12 protein-coding genes, 1 tRNA gene and 1 other RNA gene are annotated in these 15,821 nt (G+C 68.9%); 6 read left to right on the top strand and 8 right to left on the bottom strand.

Annotation, left to right across the window (positions count from 1 at the left end):
- Nucleotides 1-23 precede the first annotated feature (23 nt).
- Nucleotides 24-764, bottom strand: a complete 741-nt coding sequence (locus ABMA10_RS17605) for a DeoR/GlpR family DNA-binding transcription regulator (protein ID WP_347869324.1) — start codon at nucleotides 762-764, stop codon at nucleotides 24-26.
- A 56-nt stretch (nucleotides 765-820) separates the two neighbouring features.
- Here ABMA10_RS17605 and ABMA10_RS17600 point away from each other — a divergent pair, with 56 nt between their 5' ends.
- Entirely contained in the window at nucleotides 821-1,219 is a 399-nt protein-coding gene (locus tag ABMA10_RS17600) for a DUF4406 domain-containing protein (protein ID WP_347869325.1), read from the top strand.
- A gap of 83 nt (nucleotides 1,220-1,302) precedes the next feature.
- Here the strand turns inward: ABMA10_RS17600 and ABMA10_RS17595 are convergent, their stop codons facing one another.
- Both ABMA10_RS17595 and ABMA10_RS17590 read right to left on the bottom strand, forming a co-directional pair.
- On the bottom strand, nucleotides 1,303-2,841 hold the full coding sequence (locus ABMA10_RS17595) for an MATE family efflux transporter (RefSeq protein WP_431030755.1): 1,539 nt from the start codon (nucleotides 2,839-2,841) through the stop codon (nucleotides 1,303-1,305).
- Nucleotides 2,842-3,018: 177 nt separating this feature from the next.
- Complete coding sequence (locus ABMA10_RS17590) at nucleotides 3,019-3,462, bottom strand: MarR family winged helix-turn-helix transcriptional regulator (protein WP_347869327.1); 444 nt, start codon at nucleotides 3,460-3,462, stop codon at nucleotides 3,019-3,021.
- 286 nt (nucleotides 3,463-3,748) lie between these two features.
- Between ABMA10_RS17590 and ABMA10_RS17585 the strand changes: the two genes are divergently transcribed.
- Nucleotides 3,749-3,836: transfer RNA gene (locus ABMA10_RS17585), tRNA-Ser, on the top strand.
- Nucleotides 3,837-3,892: 56 nt separating this feature from the next.
- Here ABMA10_RS17585 and ABMA10_RS17580 read toward each other — a convergent pair.
- The 5 genes from ABMA10_RS17580 to ABMA10_RS17560 form a co-directional block, all read right to left on the bottom strand.
- Complete coding sequence (locus ABMA10_RS17580) at nucleotides 3,893-6,484, bottom strand: transglutaminaseTgpA domain-containing protein (RefSeq protein WP_431030754.1); 2,592 nt, start codon at nucleotides 6,482-6,484, stop codon at nucleotides 3,893-3,895.
- Nucleotides 6,471-7,835, bottom strand: a complete 1,365-nt coding sequence (locus ABMA10_RS17575; protein ID WP_431030753.1) for a DUF58 domain-containing protein — start codon at nucleotides 7,833-7,835, stop codon at nucleotides 6,471-6,473. Before ABMA10_RS17575 ends, ABMA10_RS17580 begins: the two co-directional genes overlap by 14 nt.
- 61 nt (nucleotides 7,836-7,896) lie before the next feature.
- On the bottom strand, nucleotides 7,897-8,943 hold the full coding sequence (locus ABMA10_RS17570; RefSeq protein ID WP_347869330.1) for an AAA family ATPase: 1,047 nt from the start codon (nucleotides 8,941-8,943) through the stop codon (nucleotides 7,897-7,899).
- Complete coding sequence (locus ABMA10_RS17565) at nucleotides 8,940-9,548, bottom strand: hypothetical protein (protein ID WP_347869331.1); 609 nt, start codon at nucleotides 9,546-9,548, stop codon at nucleotides 8,940-8,942. Before ABMA10_RS17565 ends, ABMA10_RS17570 begins: the two co-directional genes overlap by 4 nt.
- Before the next feature lie 329 nt (nucleotides 9,549-9,877).
- Complete coding sequence (locus ABMA10_RS17560) at nucleotides 9,878-10,483, bottom strand: NAD(P)-binding oxidoreductase (protein ID WP_431030752.1); 606 nt, start codon at nucleotides 10,481-10,483, stop codon at nucleotides 9,878-9,880.
- 140 nt (nucleotides 10,484-10,623) lie between these two features.
- Between ABMA10_RS17560 and ffs the strand changes: the two genes are divergently transcribed.
- From ffs to ABMA10_RS17540, 4 genes are all read left to right on the top strand, one after another.
- An RNA gene (ffs, locus tag ABMA10_RS17555) (signal recognition particle sRNA small type) lies at nucleotides 10,624-10,720 on the top strand.
- A gap of 106 nt (nucleotides 10,721-10,826) precedes the next feature.
- Nucleotides 10,827-12,995 (top strand): phosphate acetyltransferase, encoded by a 2,169-nt coding sequence (pta, locus tag ABMA10_RS17550; RefSeq protein WP_347869333.1) that lies wholly within the window; start codon nucleotides 10,827-10,829, stop codon nucleotides 12,993-12,995.
- A 19-nt stretch (nucleotides 12,996-13,014) separates the two neighbouring features.
- Nucleotides 13,015-14,238 (top strand): acetate/propionate family kinase, encoded by a 1,224-nt coding sequence (locus ABMA10_RS17545; protein WP_431030751.1) that lies wholly within the window; start codon nucleotides 13,015-13,017, stop codon nucleotides 14,236-14,238.
- 260 nt (nucleotides 14,239-14,498) lie between these two features.
- Nucleotides 14,499-15,590, top strand: coding sequence for a hypothetical protein (locus ABMA10_RS17540; RefSeq protein ID WP_431030750.1), 1,092 nt, complete (start codon nucleotides 14,499-14,501; stop codon nucleotides 15,588-15,590).
- Nucleotides 15,591-15,821: the final 231 nt, after the last annotated feature.

Genomic DNA, 15,821 nt, shown 5'->3' with positions numbered 1-15,821 from the left:
CGGCCAGCGCATCGCGTCGGGGGTCAGGAGTCCGACACTGGAGGGTGAACGGTCGTGGTCGCTGTGGAGCGCGGGTCGACGATGATCTCGGTGACCTCCGCGACATCGAGCACGGGGTAGCGGGAGACGGCGCCGATCTTCTCCTCGCTCGCCAGGACGTAGACATCGGTACTCCGTTCGGCGAGCGCACGCTTCGTCGCGGCATCGTCGAGTTCGCCGGTGGTGAGCCCGTGCTCGGGATGCACGCCGGTGACGCCGAGGAAGCAGGCGTCGGCGTTCAGGCGTCGGATCGCCTCGGCGGCGAGTGCGCCGTTCGCGACCATCGAGTGTCGACCGAGCTCTCCGCCGGTCATGATCACGCGCGCGGGGGAATGCTCGGCGACGGCGATCGCCACGGCGGGACTCGGGGTGATGACGGTGAGGGTCGGGTCGTCCGGCAGGTGTCGGGCGAGCGCGAGGGCGGTGCTGCCTGCATCGATGATGATCGTGGTGCCGGGGCGGATCCGTTCGGCGGCGGCACGTGCAACGCGATCCTTGCTCTCGGTGCCGAGGGAGACACGTTGGGCGAACGGGCGATCGGCCGCGGGGACGGGCAGTGCGCCGCCGTACACCCGGACGCAGAGCCCCGCTTCGGCGAGTTCTCGGAGGTCTCGCCGGATCGAGTCCTCGGAGAGGTCGAGCGAGAGCGCCACCTCCTTGGCGACGATTCGGCCCTCCCGAGCGAGGATCTCGAGCAGATGTGATCGACGTTGTGAACTCAGCATGCGTACTTCTTCCGGTTGTTACACGATCGTGCGTGGTTAACGCTACAGTGCTCTGCATGACAACTCCACTCCTCATCCTGATCGCCGGACCGTACCGCTCGGGGACCGGTGGTGATCCAGCAGCGATCGCTCGCAACCTGGCCCGACTCGAAGCGGCCGCCGCGCCCATCTACCGCTTGGGGCATGTCCCGATGATCGGCGAATGGGTCGCTCTCCCGATCCTGCGGGGTGCCGCCGACGACGCTGCGCTCGGCAGTGATGGTGCGGCGGACGGTGACGTGATGTACGAGACGGCGAGACGCCTGCTGCAGCACTGCGACGCGGTGCTCCGGTTGTCGGGCGAGTCGTCGGGGGCCGATACGGATGTGATGATCGCTCGTGAGCGTGGCATCCCCGTGTATGTCGACCTCGCCGACATTCCGGCCGTGACCACCGCTGCGTCAGCGCCCGCCTGAGCTGTGACGGCCGCCAGCGCGGTGCGGTGGTCCGGTCGCGGGTGGTCGGCCGCGGGCGCACCCCACTGGCAGCGGCACGGGAGTCAGGCCTCGGTGAGGGCGGCCTCTGCGCGCTGCTCGTCGCCCTCGGCCAGACCCCGGTCGATCGCTCCGCGCGAGGCGAGCCAGAGGACGCCGCCGACGAGGAAGACGATCACCTCGGTCAGGGTGAGCGACCAGATGATCCCGCCCAACCCGAACCACAGGTTGCCGAGCAGCACGATCGGGATGAACAGTACCCCCTGGGTCACCGCCATGACGGTCGCGGCGAGCGCGCGGCCGGTCGCCTGGAACAGGGAGGTGAACAGCCCGGTGAAGCCGTTCGCGATCATCGCGGTGAGCTGCGCCACGAGGATCGTGACGCCCAACGCGAGCACGGACGGATCGGCGATGAACGCGGAGACGAGCTGCTCACGGAAGATGAACGCGATCCCCGCGAACAGGATCGAGATGCCGCCGATGGTCATTGCAGCAGCCCGGAGCGCTGCTCGGAGCCTGGCGCCGTCGCCCTTGCCGAAGGAGTACGCGAGCAGGGGGAGGATCCCGAACGTCACGCCCATGAGGAGGAACTCCGGCACCTGCGCGATCCGCACCGCGACGCCCATCGCCGCGAGCGGCCCGTCCCCGTACGCCGCAGCGAGGTTGTTCAGTACGAGCGAGGTGACGATGAGGAACGCGGACTGCAGCATGGTGCTGACACCGACGCTGAGGACGGGCTTCACGACCACCGGGGCGAGGGTGAACCAGCGCGGCGCGAGACTGATGTGCTCGCTGTTGCGCTGCAGCCACGTGACGAAGTAGACGACGACACCGAGGTTCGCGAGTCCGACCGCGAGGGCTGCCCCTGCGACGCCCCAGCCGAGTCCGAGGATGAAGAGGAGGTCGAGCAGGAGGTTGACGACGGTGGAGGCGATGAGAGCGACCATCACCTGACGCGCGGCCCCCTCCGCCCGGACGAGCTGTTCGAGGCAGAACGCCGCGGCCATGATCGGGACGAAGGCGAGCATGACTCCCACGAACGCAGTGGTCGCCGGGACCGCCGCAGCATCCGCGCCGAGCAACGATACGAGCGGTCCGAGGAACAACAGTCCGATGCCGCCGAGGATGGCGCCGGTGATGAGCGAGCCCCAGACGGCGAACGATGCGACGCGCTTGACGTCGCCGGCCTGTGCCGGGTCGTGTTCCGCGGCGCCGAGCAGACGGGAGATGAACGCCCCGCCGCCGACGCCGAAGAGGTCGCCGATCGCCATGATGAGTCCGAGGACGGGCGCGCCGAGGGTGATCGCTGCGAGCAGGGCGGTGTCGTGCAGTGAACCGATGACACCCGCGTTGATGAGGTTGTAGACGGCACCGACGATCATTGCGGCGGCCATCGGGACGCACAGGTGGAGCAGTGCGCGGATGATCGGCGCCGAAGAGAGGTACCAGCGGTTGCTGCCGACGGCGTTGTTGTTGTTGTTGTTGTTGGTGTTCTTGGTATCGGTGTTGGCGGCGCTGGTTCCAGGCGTGGTGTCGACGCTGGGTCCGATGCTGGCTTTCGTGGGGTTAAGCTCTGGGACGGTCTCTGGGTTCGTGGAGTTCATGAACGTGCTCCTTTCCGGGCAGGTTCGTAGGCGCGCCGAAGAGGGGCGGCGCGGCGGGAGATGAGGAGATGGAGCCCACGCAGGGGCTCGGGTCAGGATTCGGGCGCGACGAACAACGCCGAGGTGGCGGTGGGGATCGCGGGTGTCAGGCCGCCCGAGTGGTTCGGGCGGCGGCTGTCATCGTGTCGGTTGCGGCAGCGTGGCCGTGACCTTCGTGAGCAGGGCGTGCAGGGTGTCGCGTTCGTCCTGGTCCAGTGGGGCGAGGATGACGTCGTCGGCGGCGGCCATCGCGGTGTCGAAGCCGGCGATGAGCTCGGTGCCGGCCGGAGTGGCGACGACGCGCTTGCTGCGTGCGTTGTCGCCCTCCACGCGGCGTTCGATGAGTCCGCGTCGTTCGAGCCCCTGCAGGAGGCTCGAGACGCTCGCGGCGCTCGTCCGGCTGACCTCGGCGATGTCGCGCTGGATGGCGCCGGGGTTCTGGACGAGGTAGCCGAGGACGAAGGCCTGCTCATGGCTGAGTTCGCGTGCGCGGATCCAGTCTTCGCCGACCTTGCGTTGCGCCCAACCGATCCAGCGGACCAGTTCGAGGCTGCTGGAGAAGGTCGGTGCCGTGTCGTTCATGATCAGAACTCTAACTCTTAGCCTTCTAACTGTCAACCTTCGAAGCGTGTCGGTTGGTCGGCGCGGTGCGCTGGTCCGAGCGCGGGTTACCGGCCGCCAGCGCGGTGCGGTGGTCCGGCCGCGGGTGACCCACCCCAAGCGCTAACCGTTGGCGCGGGCGCACGCCTCCGGAGACCCGCGCCCGCGCCAATGGGGCGCGCTCGGTTCAGCGCACCGCGCTGGCAGCGGGGCAGGAGGGGTGGGTGTTCTGGGGGAGGGGCTTCGTCGTGTAACATTGGTAGGCGTTGGTGACGTACTCAAGCGGCCGAAGAGGCACGCTTGGAAAGCGTGTAAGGTGCAAGCCTTCGAGAGTTCGAATCTCTCCGTCACCGCCAAGAACGAAAGCCCTGGTCTTCTGATCAGGGCTTTCGTGCGTCCGGAGCAGTCGACGTCAGCCGGAGGCAGACGGACGCCAGTCGACGCGCTGGTCGCCCCGGAGAACGAGCGATCGAGGCGCGACCGCCGCGACGAAACGTTCCAACCGCGTGCTCGCGGCCCGCAGGGCCGCCTTCGCGTCGGTGAGCGCGACCTCGATCGACGTCACGGAGCCGGTAGACGCAGACGACGCGGCCCCAGCCGACGACGCGCCAGCCGACGCGGCCCCAGCCGACGACAACCCAGCCGACGACACGCCAGCCGACGACACCCCGGCCGACGACACCCCGGACACGCGCGACGCACCAGCCCCACCTGCCGAACCAGCCCCACCCTCCGCATAGCTCTCCCGCTCGACTGCGGCGAGCAGCCGGTCGATCGCCGACGAGTCGATCTGGAACTGCCCGCGCAGCCTCCGCACGAAACCACGGGGTGAGTCGGCCGCGGTGACGGCGAACCCGAGGTCACGTGCCGTGTCGAGGAACTCGGCCCACGCCCAGCCCGCTGGTCTCCCTGCCGCCCGAGCGCGACGGCGACGCACGGACCGCGTCACCCCACGAACGATCGCCGGGCTCGCCAGCAGCAGCAGCACGCCGAGGACGATCACGAGCGGGACCAGCACCGCCGACAGTGCGCTGTTCGCCTGCGTCGACGACGAGCCGCCGAGCGCGCCCGCCGTCGGTGTCGGCGTCGACTCCGCGGCCGGGGCCGGCCGGCTGTCCGGCAGCGTCGTGCCGCTCCCGGGCGTCGCGGTGCTCGCGTCACTGAACGAGGTGACCACGCCTCGGCTCGCGGTCGGTTCGAACGGCACCCAACCCACGCCCTCGAAGTACAGCTCCGGCCACGCGTGCAGCTGGTCGGAGGTGACGATGTAGTTGTCACGGTTCGACGGGGTGTTGTCGATCGTCGTGCCGGGCAGGTACCCGATGGCGATGCGCGAGGGGATGTCGAGGATGCGGGCCATGACGGCCATCGCCGACGAGAAGTGGATGCAGTAGCCGGCCTTGCGCTCGAGGAACGTCGCGATGACGTCGGTGCCGCTGCCGTCGAAGCCCTCCTCGACCGGTGCCGTCTCCGAGTACTCGAAGGTGCTGCGGAAGAACCGTTGCAGGGCGATGGCCCGGTCGTAGTCGGTCGACGCCGTCGCTGTGACCTCGCGTGCGGTGTCGCCGATGATGGCCGGCAGGTCGTCGGGCAGTTCCAGGTAGGGCTGGGCGGAGGCCGGGTCGGCGACGGGTGGCACGTCGCGCATCTGTTGTGCCGTCGGCAGGATCGCGGAGCTCGTCGCCGTGTACGTCTGCCCTCGGGTCGATCCGTTCCGTGCCATCGCCGTGAGTCCGGCCGCCTCGAAACGCCAATCGCCGCGCAGACCGGACACCTGTTGCGTCGGATACGGCAGCGGGAGCCAGGGACTGGACAGTGAGTCGATCGTGACGGTCGTCTCGAAGCTCTCCAACGGGATGGTGTCGCCGAGGCCGGGCGGCGCCGGGAACGCATTGACGCCGTTGTCGTCGTCATAACCGGAGTTGTCCGGACCCCATACGCTTCCGGTGAACTCGTTGAGATCGGTCACCTTGAGGTAGGGCGGCGCATCGGCTGTGGTCGTGTATTCGAGCGCGACCGTGTTCGCCGGACGGCGCAGGCTCTGTCCGAGCGAGATCAGCGGGTTGATGCCGTTGACGAACGGACCGCTGCCACGCGCACCGGCGGAGGCGTCGCGCTCGGCGAGGTCCGGCAGGATCGCGGGGGTGAGCAGGGCGACGATGACGGCGACGGTGCTGACGATGATCGCCGGGCCGACGCCGCCGAACCGTCCGCTGCCCGCGACGGCGGACGGCGAGGCCCCTCGGCCACCTCCCGCTGCCTGTGCTGCTGCGACAGCACGCAGCAGCTCCTTCCGACGGACGTCCTCGCGCAGCAGCCAGAGGAAGGAGACGGCGACGAGCGCGAACACCCAGGGATCGAAGGGGAACGCCACCGCGACCGTCGGCCCGGCGTACACGGCGACGACGAGCACCCCTGCGAGCACCGGGGAGTGTCTGCCGAGGACGAGCCACGCGATGGCCAGGGCGACCAGCCCGCCGCCGGCGGCCATCACGAACACGACGCCGGCATCGGTGTCGAGTGGCGCCGAGCCGTCGTGGAACGTCTGGAACCCGGCGTCCCGCAGCTGGGTGAAGCCGTTCAGCGTCGCGGGCGTCGGGATGATGCCGATGAGCGCCGTCGCGCCGCCGAAGAACAGCGTGATCGTGAGGAGCCAGGCGATCGCTGTGCCGAGCCAGACGAGCGCTGCCGGAAGGCGTGTGCGGCGGAGCAGCACGGCGGTGCCCAGCACGATGGCGATGACGAGGTTCGTGACGAACCACCAGTCGAGCCCCGCGAGCACCCGGCCGAACCCGAGTCCGCCGGTGATGAGGAGCGCGTAGGCCGCGAGGGCGAGCCTGAGGTCGCCGACGTTCGCGGTGTCACGTGGCAGTGTCGTCGGCGAGCCGCCGGACCATGATCCGCCGCTGCTCCCGCCGCCGTTCCCGCGACCCGGACCGCTCGTCCTGCCCGGCCTGTCCGTCGCGGTCGCAGGCCCGGCGCGGCGTCCTTCAGCGACCGACACGACCGCCTCCTGCACCGCTCCGACGACGTGACTGTCGGCCTGCCGAGCTGCTGGTCGTCGTCGCCGGACCTGTCGTCCCGAGCCAGAGGGCAGCCAGCGAAGCGCCGCGCTCGCCGACGTGGCAGCGCCATCCCGCCGTCTCCAGGAGGTCGATCGAGCGGCGGCGTGCTCCGGCGGGGAGCATGGCGATGGGGAGCGGGGACAGGTGGGCGACAGCCGTGAGTTCGCCGAGGTCGCTCTCGTCGACGTCGCCGAGGATCGCGATGACGGGCTGGGCGCGTCGTGCCGCGATGACCGGGGAGAGGTCGAGGAACCGGCTGTGGGACGAGGAGGGCCGCAGGAGGGCGAGGTCGAGGAGGGCCGCGTCGAGTTCGTCCTCCTCGAGGTGCTGGCCGCCTCGCTCGAGTGCGTCGCCCATCCCGCCGACCGGGCTCGAGCGCAGCCCGCCGGCGGATGAGCGGGCACTGATCTCCCGCGCCAGTTCCTCGTCGCCTGCACCGAAGAGGTTGACCCGGTAGTCGGCGTCCACGAGGTGGTTCGCGATCGATGCGGCGAGGGAGACGGCCTCCTCGAACGCCGGTAGGTAGGAGGGGTCGTCGTCCGGCCACGCCCAGTGGGCCGCCGCCGTGTCGAGGAGGACGGTCGCCTCCGGGTCGTTGCGTTGCTCCTCCTGACGCACCATGAGCTCTCCGCGGTGCGCGCTCGCCCGCCAGTGGAGGCGGCGGACCGCGTCTCCTGGCAGGTACGGGCGGGTGATGATGTCGTCCTCGCCGACGCCGACGTGCAGCGCCGACGGTCTGGTCGATCCGTCGCGGCTCGCGGTCAGCGCCGGGATGGGTGGCAGCGCCAGGACCTCGGGCAGGACGATCACCGGCTGCGTGCCGCCGACGTCGCGCCGCCGCACGACGAGTCCGAACGGGTCGCTGACGGTGAGCGCCAACGGGCCGAGGTCGTGTTCGCCCCGCCGCAATGCGGTCACCGTGTATCTGGCGGTGCGCCTGCGTGACCCGATGCCGGCCACGCCGGTGCTCGGGAGGGTGCCGGACGCACTGCCGCGGAGTGCCGTCGGGATGTGGTCCTTCCATTCGGTGTGGACGTGGGGGAGCGCGCTCGTCTCGGCGATCGTCACCTCGACCTCGGTTCGTCCGCCGACGCTCACGAGGTCGGGCCGGGTGATCCGGTCGACCCGGAGGGAGGGGCGTTCGAGGTACACGGCGCCGAAGCTCGCGGCGACGAGCGCGATCAACAGGCCGGCGGCGGCCAACAGCTCCGGCGAGCCGATCCCGCGGGCGAAGATCAGGCAGACGGCGGCGGCGACGAGCACACCGACGGCGCGCCTGGTGAGCGGCACCCGGCGTTTCATGGGCTCGGAGCTGTCGGGGTGCGGTGATCGCTGCTGGGCGTCATCGGGATCAGGACCTCAGATCGGTCCGGCCGGAGTGCGGGACGGGCGTGCGCTCGAGCAGCTCCGTGAGCACCTCGGCGACCGCTTGGACGCCAGAGCGGTCGTGGGCGCTCACCGCGCGACGAGTGGGGATCAGTCGGTGCGCGAGAACCGGCGCGAGCAGTTGGTCGATGTCATCCGGCAGGACGAATTCGCGGCCGTCCAGTGCGGCGAGCACCTTCGCGGCGCGCACGAGCTGCAGGGTTGCGCGCGGGCTGGCGCCGAGGCGGAGTTCCGGGTGCGTGCGCGTGGCCTGCACGAGCGAGACGCAGTACTGCTCGACGATCGGCGACACGAAGACACTGCGCGCCCAGGCGATGAGGCGGTCGACGTCACTGCGGGACGCCACCGGGCCGATCGTCTCGAGCGGGTTCACGGTGTCGCGCTGCCGAAGCATCGCGAGCTCGGCGTCGGCGTCCGGGTACCCCATCGAGATGCGGGCCATGAAGCGGTCGCGTTGAGCCTCGGGGAGCGCGTAGGTGCCCTCCATCTCGAGCGGGTTCTGGGTGGCGACGACGGTGAACGGTGACGGCAGCGCGTGCGTCTCGCCGTCGACGGTCACCTGACGCTCCTCCATCGATTCGAGCAGGGCCGACTGGGTCTTCGGTGAGGAACGGTTGATCTCGTCCGCGATGACGATGTTCGCGAACACCGCGCCCGGTTTGAACTCGAACTCACGGTCGACCTGGTTGAAGATCGACACCCCGGTGACGTCGGACGGGAGGAGGTCGGGGGTGAACTGGATGCGCCGGACAGTGCTGCCGACCGATGCGGCCAGTGCTTTAGCGAGCACGGTCTTGCCGACGCCCGGCACGTCCTCGATGAGGAGGTGGCCCTCCGCGAGCATGACGATGAGGGCCATGCGTGCGGCGAACGGCTTGCCGTCGAGCACACGCTCCACGTTGTTCAGGATGCGCTCGGCGAGGAGCTGGAACTCGGGTGCGCTGAGCGGCGGCTTCAGTTCGGCGACGGAGTCGCGGTTGCTGCGGGCGGCGCTGGTGGACTGCTCGGTCATGGTCGGCTCCTGCGGTCGTGGTGGAGCATGCGTCGGAACAGCAGGGCGACGAGGGTGGCGAGACCGACGATGATCAGACTCGGTGCGAGTGCTCCGAGGAACTGCATCCAGAGGTAGTTGTCGGTCGGACCGCTGTCTCCGACGAAGCCGCGGTACAGGATCGTGAACGACTGCCAGAGCCCGACGCAGCCGCCGACGGTGAGGACGATGCCGATGGCCCAGAGCGCTCGCTCCCAGGTCTTCGCCCGGGTGTGGTGGGCGGCGCGGGCTTCCTCGTCCTCATCCGCCCATCGCTGGAGTTCTTCAGGAGTCGGCCCCGGGGCGGCCGCGGAGGGAGACGTTCCGAGCACGCTCGATTCCCGAGCTGCGCCAGGTACGCCAGCGCCGGGCTGGAACGGCTGCACGCGGGTGCGGGGTCCGTCGTCGTCGAAGCGGTCGTCGACGGGTGGGCGGACCGCGTTGCCGTCCGTCGGCGCCTGGATGAGCTGCGGGGCGATCTCCTCGAGGGACGCGAGGTGACTGCGGTGGCCGCCTTCGACGGCGACGGGGCGGGCTCGCTCTGCGGTGTGTCCGCGTTGGAATGCGGGGTCGTACCGTTGGTCCATCGTCGGCCTCACCTCGTCGAGCGGTCTGCGGTCTGTGCCTCCAGCTGATCCTATGGCTGATAACGAACTGGTAACACCCCTGGACGTCCGGCCACAGCAGCTTCATATGTGCCGCTGATCAGCCGCACACACTCCCAGTTCGGAGCCTGCCCGGCAAGCGGATGGGGAGCGGACGGGAGCGGTGCACGCGGGGCGAGGACGGAACGCGCCTGCCAGCCAACCGCGCAACCCGGTCGCCGAGCGTGTCGAGGTGCCCAGCGGGGACACCTCGACAGGCTCGGTGAGCGGTGGTGGGGGCGGGCTTCGACAGGGTCGTGATCGGCGGGCCCTTAGAGTGCGGCGAGAGCCTCGGGGATCGGGGTCGTTCCCTCGATGACCTCGAACTGGGTGCGTGAGGCAGCGCCGGACTCGATCAGCGAGAACAGCACGCCGGCCACGTCCGCGCGCGGGATGGAGCCGCGGCCGGTGCTCGTCGCGGCGGTGATGAGGCCGGTCGCCGCATCGTCGGTGAGTCCACCCGGGCGCACGATGGTCCAGTCGAGGTCGCGTCCGCGGAGGTCGGCGTCGGCTTCGGACTTCGCCCGCAGGTAGACCTGGAAGACGTCGTCCGAGTCGGCGTCGAAGTCGTCGGCGGCCATCGCGGACACCATGATGTAGCGCGGGACCTTCGCGAGCTGTGCTGCCTCGGCGAGCAGGATTGCGCCGTCGCCGACCGCGAACACGACCACGTCGACGCCGTCGAGCTCGTCGGCGAGTTCATTGGCCGAGGAGTGCTCGAGGTCGAGGACGATGGCGCGGGAGCCGATGCCCTGCAGTTCACCGACCTGCTCGGGGTTGCGGATGATGCCGGCGGGGGAGTGGCCCGCCTCGGCCAGGAGTCGCTGCAGGTGCAGGGCGATCTGTCCGTGTCCTCCGGCGATAACGACGTTCGTCATAGGTGTCCTCTCCATCGCCGCGCCTCGGGATGGCGGGTGCGGCGTTCGTTCGGTTGCCTGGTTCCAGTGGGTTCCAGGTTCGCCAGTCAACGCCCGATCGCAGGCGTGCGCAACCCGGCCCGCGCTCAGGTACACTGGTTGACGGCTCCCCGCGTGGCGCCATCCAGGCCAACTCCCCCAGGGCGGAAACGCAGCAAGGGTAACCGGGCTCTGGCGGGTGCGCGGGGAGTCTTTTCTGTGTGCGGCGCGTGCCGTGTGCGGTGCGTGTGCGGTGGCCGGTGCGCGACACGACACTGTGCGGTTACCCAGCGGGCGCGGAGTCCACCCCCGTAGGCTGGAAGCCGTGGCGCGAAGCATTTACATCATCTCTGCCGAAGGACACTCCGGGAAGTCGACGGTGGCCCTCGGGGTCCTCGACACCCTGAGCCATCAGATCGAGCGGATCGGGGTGTTCCGGCCCATCGCGCGTTCCACCACGAAACCCGACTACGTGTTGCAGCTGCTGCTCGAGCACGACGGTGTCGACCTCTCCTACGAGGACTGCATCGGGGTCAGTTACGACGACGTCCACACCGATCCCGAGGCTGCGCTGTCGCGCATCGTGCAGCGTTACAAGTACATCGAGGCGCAGTGCGACGCCGTGGTCATCCTCGGTTCCGACTACACCGACGTCGGCAGCCCGACAGAGCTCGGGTACAACGCGCGGATCGCCACGAACCTCGGCGCCCCGGTGCTGCTCGTCCTCGGCGGTCGCGCCGGGCAGGGGTCCGGCGAGCAGCTCGGCCAGTCCGTCGCCCGCACCCCGGACGACATGCGGAACATCGCGGAGCTCGCGCTCGGAGAGCTGGCCGACGCCCACGCGCAGTTGCTCGCCGTCATCGCGAACCGCGCAGACCCGGACCACCTGCTCGACATCACCGCGGCCATCAGCGACGCGATCCACCCGAACGGCGCGGCGCACGGCTCGGTCGTCGTTCCGGCCGGCCACGCCGCCGGTGCCGCAATGGTGCCCGTGTGGGCCATCCCCGAGGACACCTTCCTCATCGCCCCCACGATGAACAGCATCCTCGAAGCCGTGGACGGCACGCTCGTGAAGGGCAGCGAGGAACTCCTCACCCGCGAGGCGCTCGGTGTGGTCGTCGCCGGCATGTCGATGGTGAACGTGCTGCCGAGGCTCACCGAGGGCTCCGTCATCGTGATCCCCGCCGACCGTACGGAGGTGCTGCTCGCGGCCCTCATGGCGAACGCCTCCGACACCTTCCCCTCGATCGCGGGCATCGTCCTGAACGGTGGCTTCCCGCTGCCCGAGCCCGTCGAGCAACTCATCTCGGGCCTCGGTGAGATCCCGCCGATCGTGAGCACCGACCTCGGCACCTACGACACTGCCGTCCGCGTCATGAACACACGTGGTCGCCTCGCAGCCGACTCGCAGCGCAAGTACGACACGGCGCTCGCCCTGTTCGAGCAGAACGTCGATGCACCGCTGCTGCTGGAGCTGCTGAACGTGGCGCGAGCAGACGTTGTCACGCCGCTCATGTTCGAGTACGGCCTCCTGGAGCGCGCCCGCTCGAACCGCAAGCACATCGTGCTGCCCGAGGGCGACGACGACCGTATCCTCCGCGCCGCCGGCACGCTGCTGGCCCGTGAGGTCGCCGACCTCACCATCCTGGGCGAGGAGATCGAGGTGCGGTCGCGGGCCATCGAGCTCGGGATCGACCTCAACAAGGCCACGATCGTCAGCCCGTTCGACGCCGTCCTGCGCACGAAGTTCGCGCAGGAATATGCACGGTTGCGAGCCCACAAGGGTGTCACCATCGACATGGCGAGCGATGCCGTGACCGATGTCTCGTACTTCGGCACGATGATGGTGCACCTGGGCCTGGCCGACGGCATGGTCTCCGGTGCCGCTCACACCACCGCCCACACGATCAGGCCGTCGTTCGAGATCATCAAGACGAAGCCGGGGGTCTCGGTCGTGTCGAGCGTGTTCCTCATGGCGCTCGCCGATCGGGTGCTGGTCTACGGCGACTGCGCGGTCAACCCTGACCCGACGGACGCCCAACTCGCCGACATCGCGATCTCCTCGGCCGAGACCGCCGAGCAGTTCGGGATCGAACAGCGCATCGCGATGCTGTCGTACTCGACGGGTGACTCCGGTGCCGGCGCGGATGTCGAGAAGGTGCGCTCTGCGACGCAACAGGTACGCGAGCGTCGACCGGATCTCCTCGTCGAGGGCCCGATCCAGTACGACGCGGCCGCCGACGCTGCCGTCGCCGCGACGAAGATGCCCAACTCCCAGGTCGCCGGACGAGCGACGGTGTTCATCTTCCCCGACCTCAACACCGGCAACAACACTTACAAGGCCGTGCAGCGTTCGGCTGGCGCCGTCGCCATCGGCCCGGTGCTGCAGGGGCTCAACAAACCGATCAACGACCTGTCGCGCGGCGCGCTCGTGCAGGACATCGTCAACACCGTCGCGATCACCGCCATCCAGGCGCAAGAGCAGGAATAGGAACAGGGTCTCCGCCGTCATGCCAACCGTCCTCGTGGTGAACTCCGGTTCCTCGTCGTTCAAGTACCAGCTCATCGATGTCGAGACGGAACGGACGCTCGCGAGCGGACTCGTCGAACGCATCGGTGATGCGATCGGCGCGGCTGAGCACCGGGCGTTCACGATCGACCCGACAGCCGCGGCCGACGACCCGCCGATGGAGGAGCGCTGGCTGATCGAGCGAGCCATCGCCGATCACACGGCGGGCTTCCGCGTCATGCTCGATGCCTTCGCCGAGCATGGGCCGTCGCTCGAGGAGCATGCGCCGATCGCGGTCGGGCATCGGGTTGTGCACGGCGGGAAGCGATTCTTCGAACCGACGATCGTCACCGACCTCGTGAAGATCAACATCGAGGACATCTCCGAGCTGGCTCCGCTGCACAATCCGGCGAACCTGCAGGGCATCACCGCCGCGCAGGCCGCGTTCCCGGATGTGCCGCATGTGGCCGTCTTCGACACCGCGTTCCACCAGACCATCCCTGCCGCGGCGTACACCTATGCGATCGACGCCGAACTTGCGGCGAAGCACCGGGTGCGGCGGTACGGGTTCCATGGCACGTCCCACAAGTTCGTGTCGGAGGCTGCGGCGGCGTTCCTCGACCGCCCGCTCAGTGAGTTGAAGCAGATCGTGTTCCACCTCGGTAACGGTGCGTCGGCGTGCGCGATCGACGGTGGACGCTCGATCGACACCTCCATGGGCATGACGCCGCTGGAGGGGCTCGTCATGGGTACCCGCTCGGGCGACATCGACCCCGCAGTGTTGTTCCACCTCCACCGGAAGGCGGGGCTCGGGTTCGACGAGCTGGACACCCTGCTGAACCGTCGCAGTGGTCTGCTCGGGCTGTCGGGCACGGGCGACATGCGCGACGTCACCGATGCGGTGGCCGATGGCGACGAAGCGGCGCAGCTCGCGCTCGACGTGACGATCCACCGTCTGCGGCACTACCTCGGTGCGTACCTGGTGGAGCTGGGCGGGCTCGACGTCGTCGTCTTCACGGCCGGCGTCGGCGAGAACGCACCGCTCATCCGCGCCGGTGCGGTGCAGGGGCTCGAGGGGCTCGGCATCATCCTGGACGAGGAGCGAAATGCACACCGGGCGCCCGGTATCCGGGTCATCTCGACGGACGACTCTCCGGTCACCGTGCTCGTCGTTCCGACGAACGAAGAACTCGAGATCGCGCGCCAGACGGTCGCTGCGCTCTAAGCGTGGGCCGCGACGAGCTCGGCGACCAGAGGTAGGCCCGCTCCCTGAGCCTGTCGAAGGGCACTCCATCATGCGAATCGCTGCTCCCTGAGCCTGTCGAAGGGGCTAAAACCGACCCGCAGCGAGCTGTCCCCTTCTTGGAGGACAGAAGAATCAGTGGTTCCCCCTATTAACTTTTTCTGTGAATTCCCTTAGTCTCAGGGAACCGTCATGTACGTCACGTGTCGGACCCCTAGACGAAAGTGCCAACCTCAGTGAATTTGAAGACGTCACGCCGCGCTGCGGCTCTCGCCACCGGCCTCGCAGTTGTCGCCGGTTCCACTCTCCTCATCGCCGGACCCGCTTCCGCCGACGACTTCCAGGTCACGCCGGCCGAACTCCAGGGCAGCATCGAGCCTGGTGCCTACGCAGGCTGGCACGAGGGGTACGCCGCTGATGCTGTCGGCGCCCCGGCCGCGATCACGGATGCCGGTCTTGAGCTGACCGGTCCCTCGCAGATCATCAACGGCTACGACGCGCCTCTCGCGGTCGATGGTGTCGATGTCACCCTCGCGTCGCTGGTCGACACGATCGCTGTCACGTCAACGAACGACGCGACTTACTTCCAACTCCCCGTCTTCGGCGATGCCGCCGGCGGTCAGTTCGCGACACTGCGGCCAGAGGTTCCTGGTGCTGCCGGCCTCGCTGGCAACTGGGTAGCGAGCAGCAGCAACATCCCCGGTGTCACGGCCAACACCCCGCTCCCGCTCGCTGACCTGAGCGTCGCTGTTGGCGACTTCGATCTGCTCGCGTTCGGCGTGCTGGTCATCGAAGACGGCGACGACGTCGTCCAGACGATCTCGTTCAACGGTGACAACTACAACTTCTTCACCGAGGTCGTCGTTCCCTCCGTCCCGTCCGTCGTCCTCACTCCCGACACGATCTTCTTCTCCGACGTCCGCCCCGGCGGCGCTGGCTTCGCGGTGACCGTCACGGGCTTCACCCCGGGCGACACCCTGTCGTTCGCCGTGACCGACCCCAACGGCGAGATCTTCGGCGCTGCTGAAGGTGGCAACACGGTCGTCGCAGATGAGACCGGTGGCTTCGCCGCTGAGGGCCTCACGCTCGAGGGCGAAGGCATCCAGGTCGGCACGTACATCTTCACCGTGACCGACAGCGAAGGTGTCGCTGCTGCTGACTCCATCGCCGTGATCGCTGACCCGGTGGCTGCTGGTGCTCCGGTTCCGACGCTCGCTGACACGGGTTCCGACGCTGGCCTGCTCGTCGGTGGCTCTGCCGCGCTGCTGCTCCTCGGCGCTGCGGGCATGCTGTTCGCAGCTGCTCGTCGCAAGGGCGCGCAGATCACCGCGTAGCGGTAATCCTGACGAAGCCCCGTCCTCGACTCCGGTCGAGGGCGGGGCTTCGCTGTGGCTCGTACCGGTCGCCGAGCTTGTCGAGGTGCGATGCCCGGGAGAAGTGACAGCGCCATTGCTGCACTCTCCCCCCAAGGGACATCAACCGCGATCCGGGCGCACCGGGTGATGAAGTCCGGTCGTCGTGCCTTCGGGTGATCACGACGACCGGACCAGATGGTTCGGAGTCTC

Source organism: Plantibacter sp. RU18 (assembly GCF_050613355.1).
Taxonomy (GTDB): domain Bacteria; phylum Actinomycetota; class Actinomycetes; order Actinomycetales; family Microbacteriaceae; genus Plantibacter.
This window is presented reverse-complemented; position numbering and strand designations above follow the sequence as displayed.

Excerpts from the sequence above, each read along its gene's own strand:
- ABMA10_RS17545 (WP_431030751.1), top strand. The coding sequence starts at position 13,015 with ATGCCAACCGTCCTCGTGGTGAACTCCGGTTCCTCGTCGTTCAAGTAC.
- ABMA10_RS17560 (WP_431030752.1), bottom strand. The coding sequence starts at position 10,483 with ATGACGAACGTCGTTATCGCCGGAGGACACGGACAGATCGCCCTGCAC.
- ABMA10_RS17595 (WP_431030755.1), bottom strand. The coding sequence starts at position 2,841 with ATGAACTCCACGAACCCAGAGACCGTCCCAGAGCTTAACCCCACGAAA.
- ABMA10_RS17570 (WP_347869330.1), bottom strand. The coding sequence starts at position 8,943 with ATGACCGAGCAGTCCACCAGCGCCGCCCGCAGCAACCGCGACTCCGTC.
- ABMA10_RS17600 (WP_347869325.1), top strand. The coding sequence starts at position 821 with ATGACAACTCCACTCCTCATCCTGATCGCCGGACCGTACCGCTCGGGG.
- ABMA10_RS17605 (WP_347869324.1), bottom strand. The coding sequence starts at position 764 with ATGCTGAGTTCACAACGTCGATCACATCTGCTCGAGATCCTCGCTCGG.
- ABMA10_RS17590 (WP_347869327.1), bottom strand. The coding sequence starts at position 3,462 with ATGAACGACACGGCACCGACCTTCTCCAGCAGCCTCGAACTGGTCCGC.
- ABMA10_RS17565 (WP_347869331.1), bottom strand. The coding sequence starts at position 9,548 with ATGGACCAACGGTACGACCCCGCATTCCAACGCGGACACACCGCAGAG.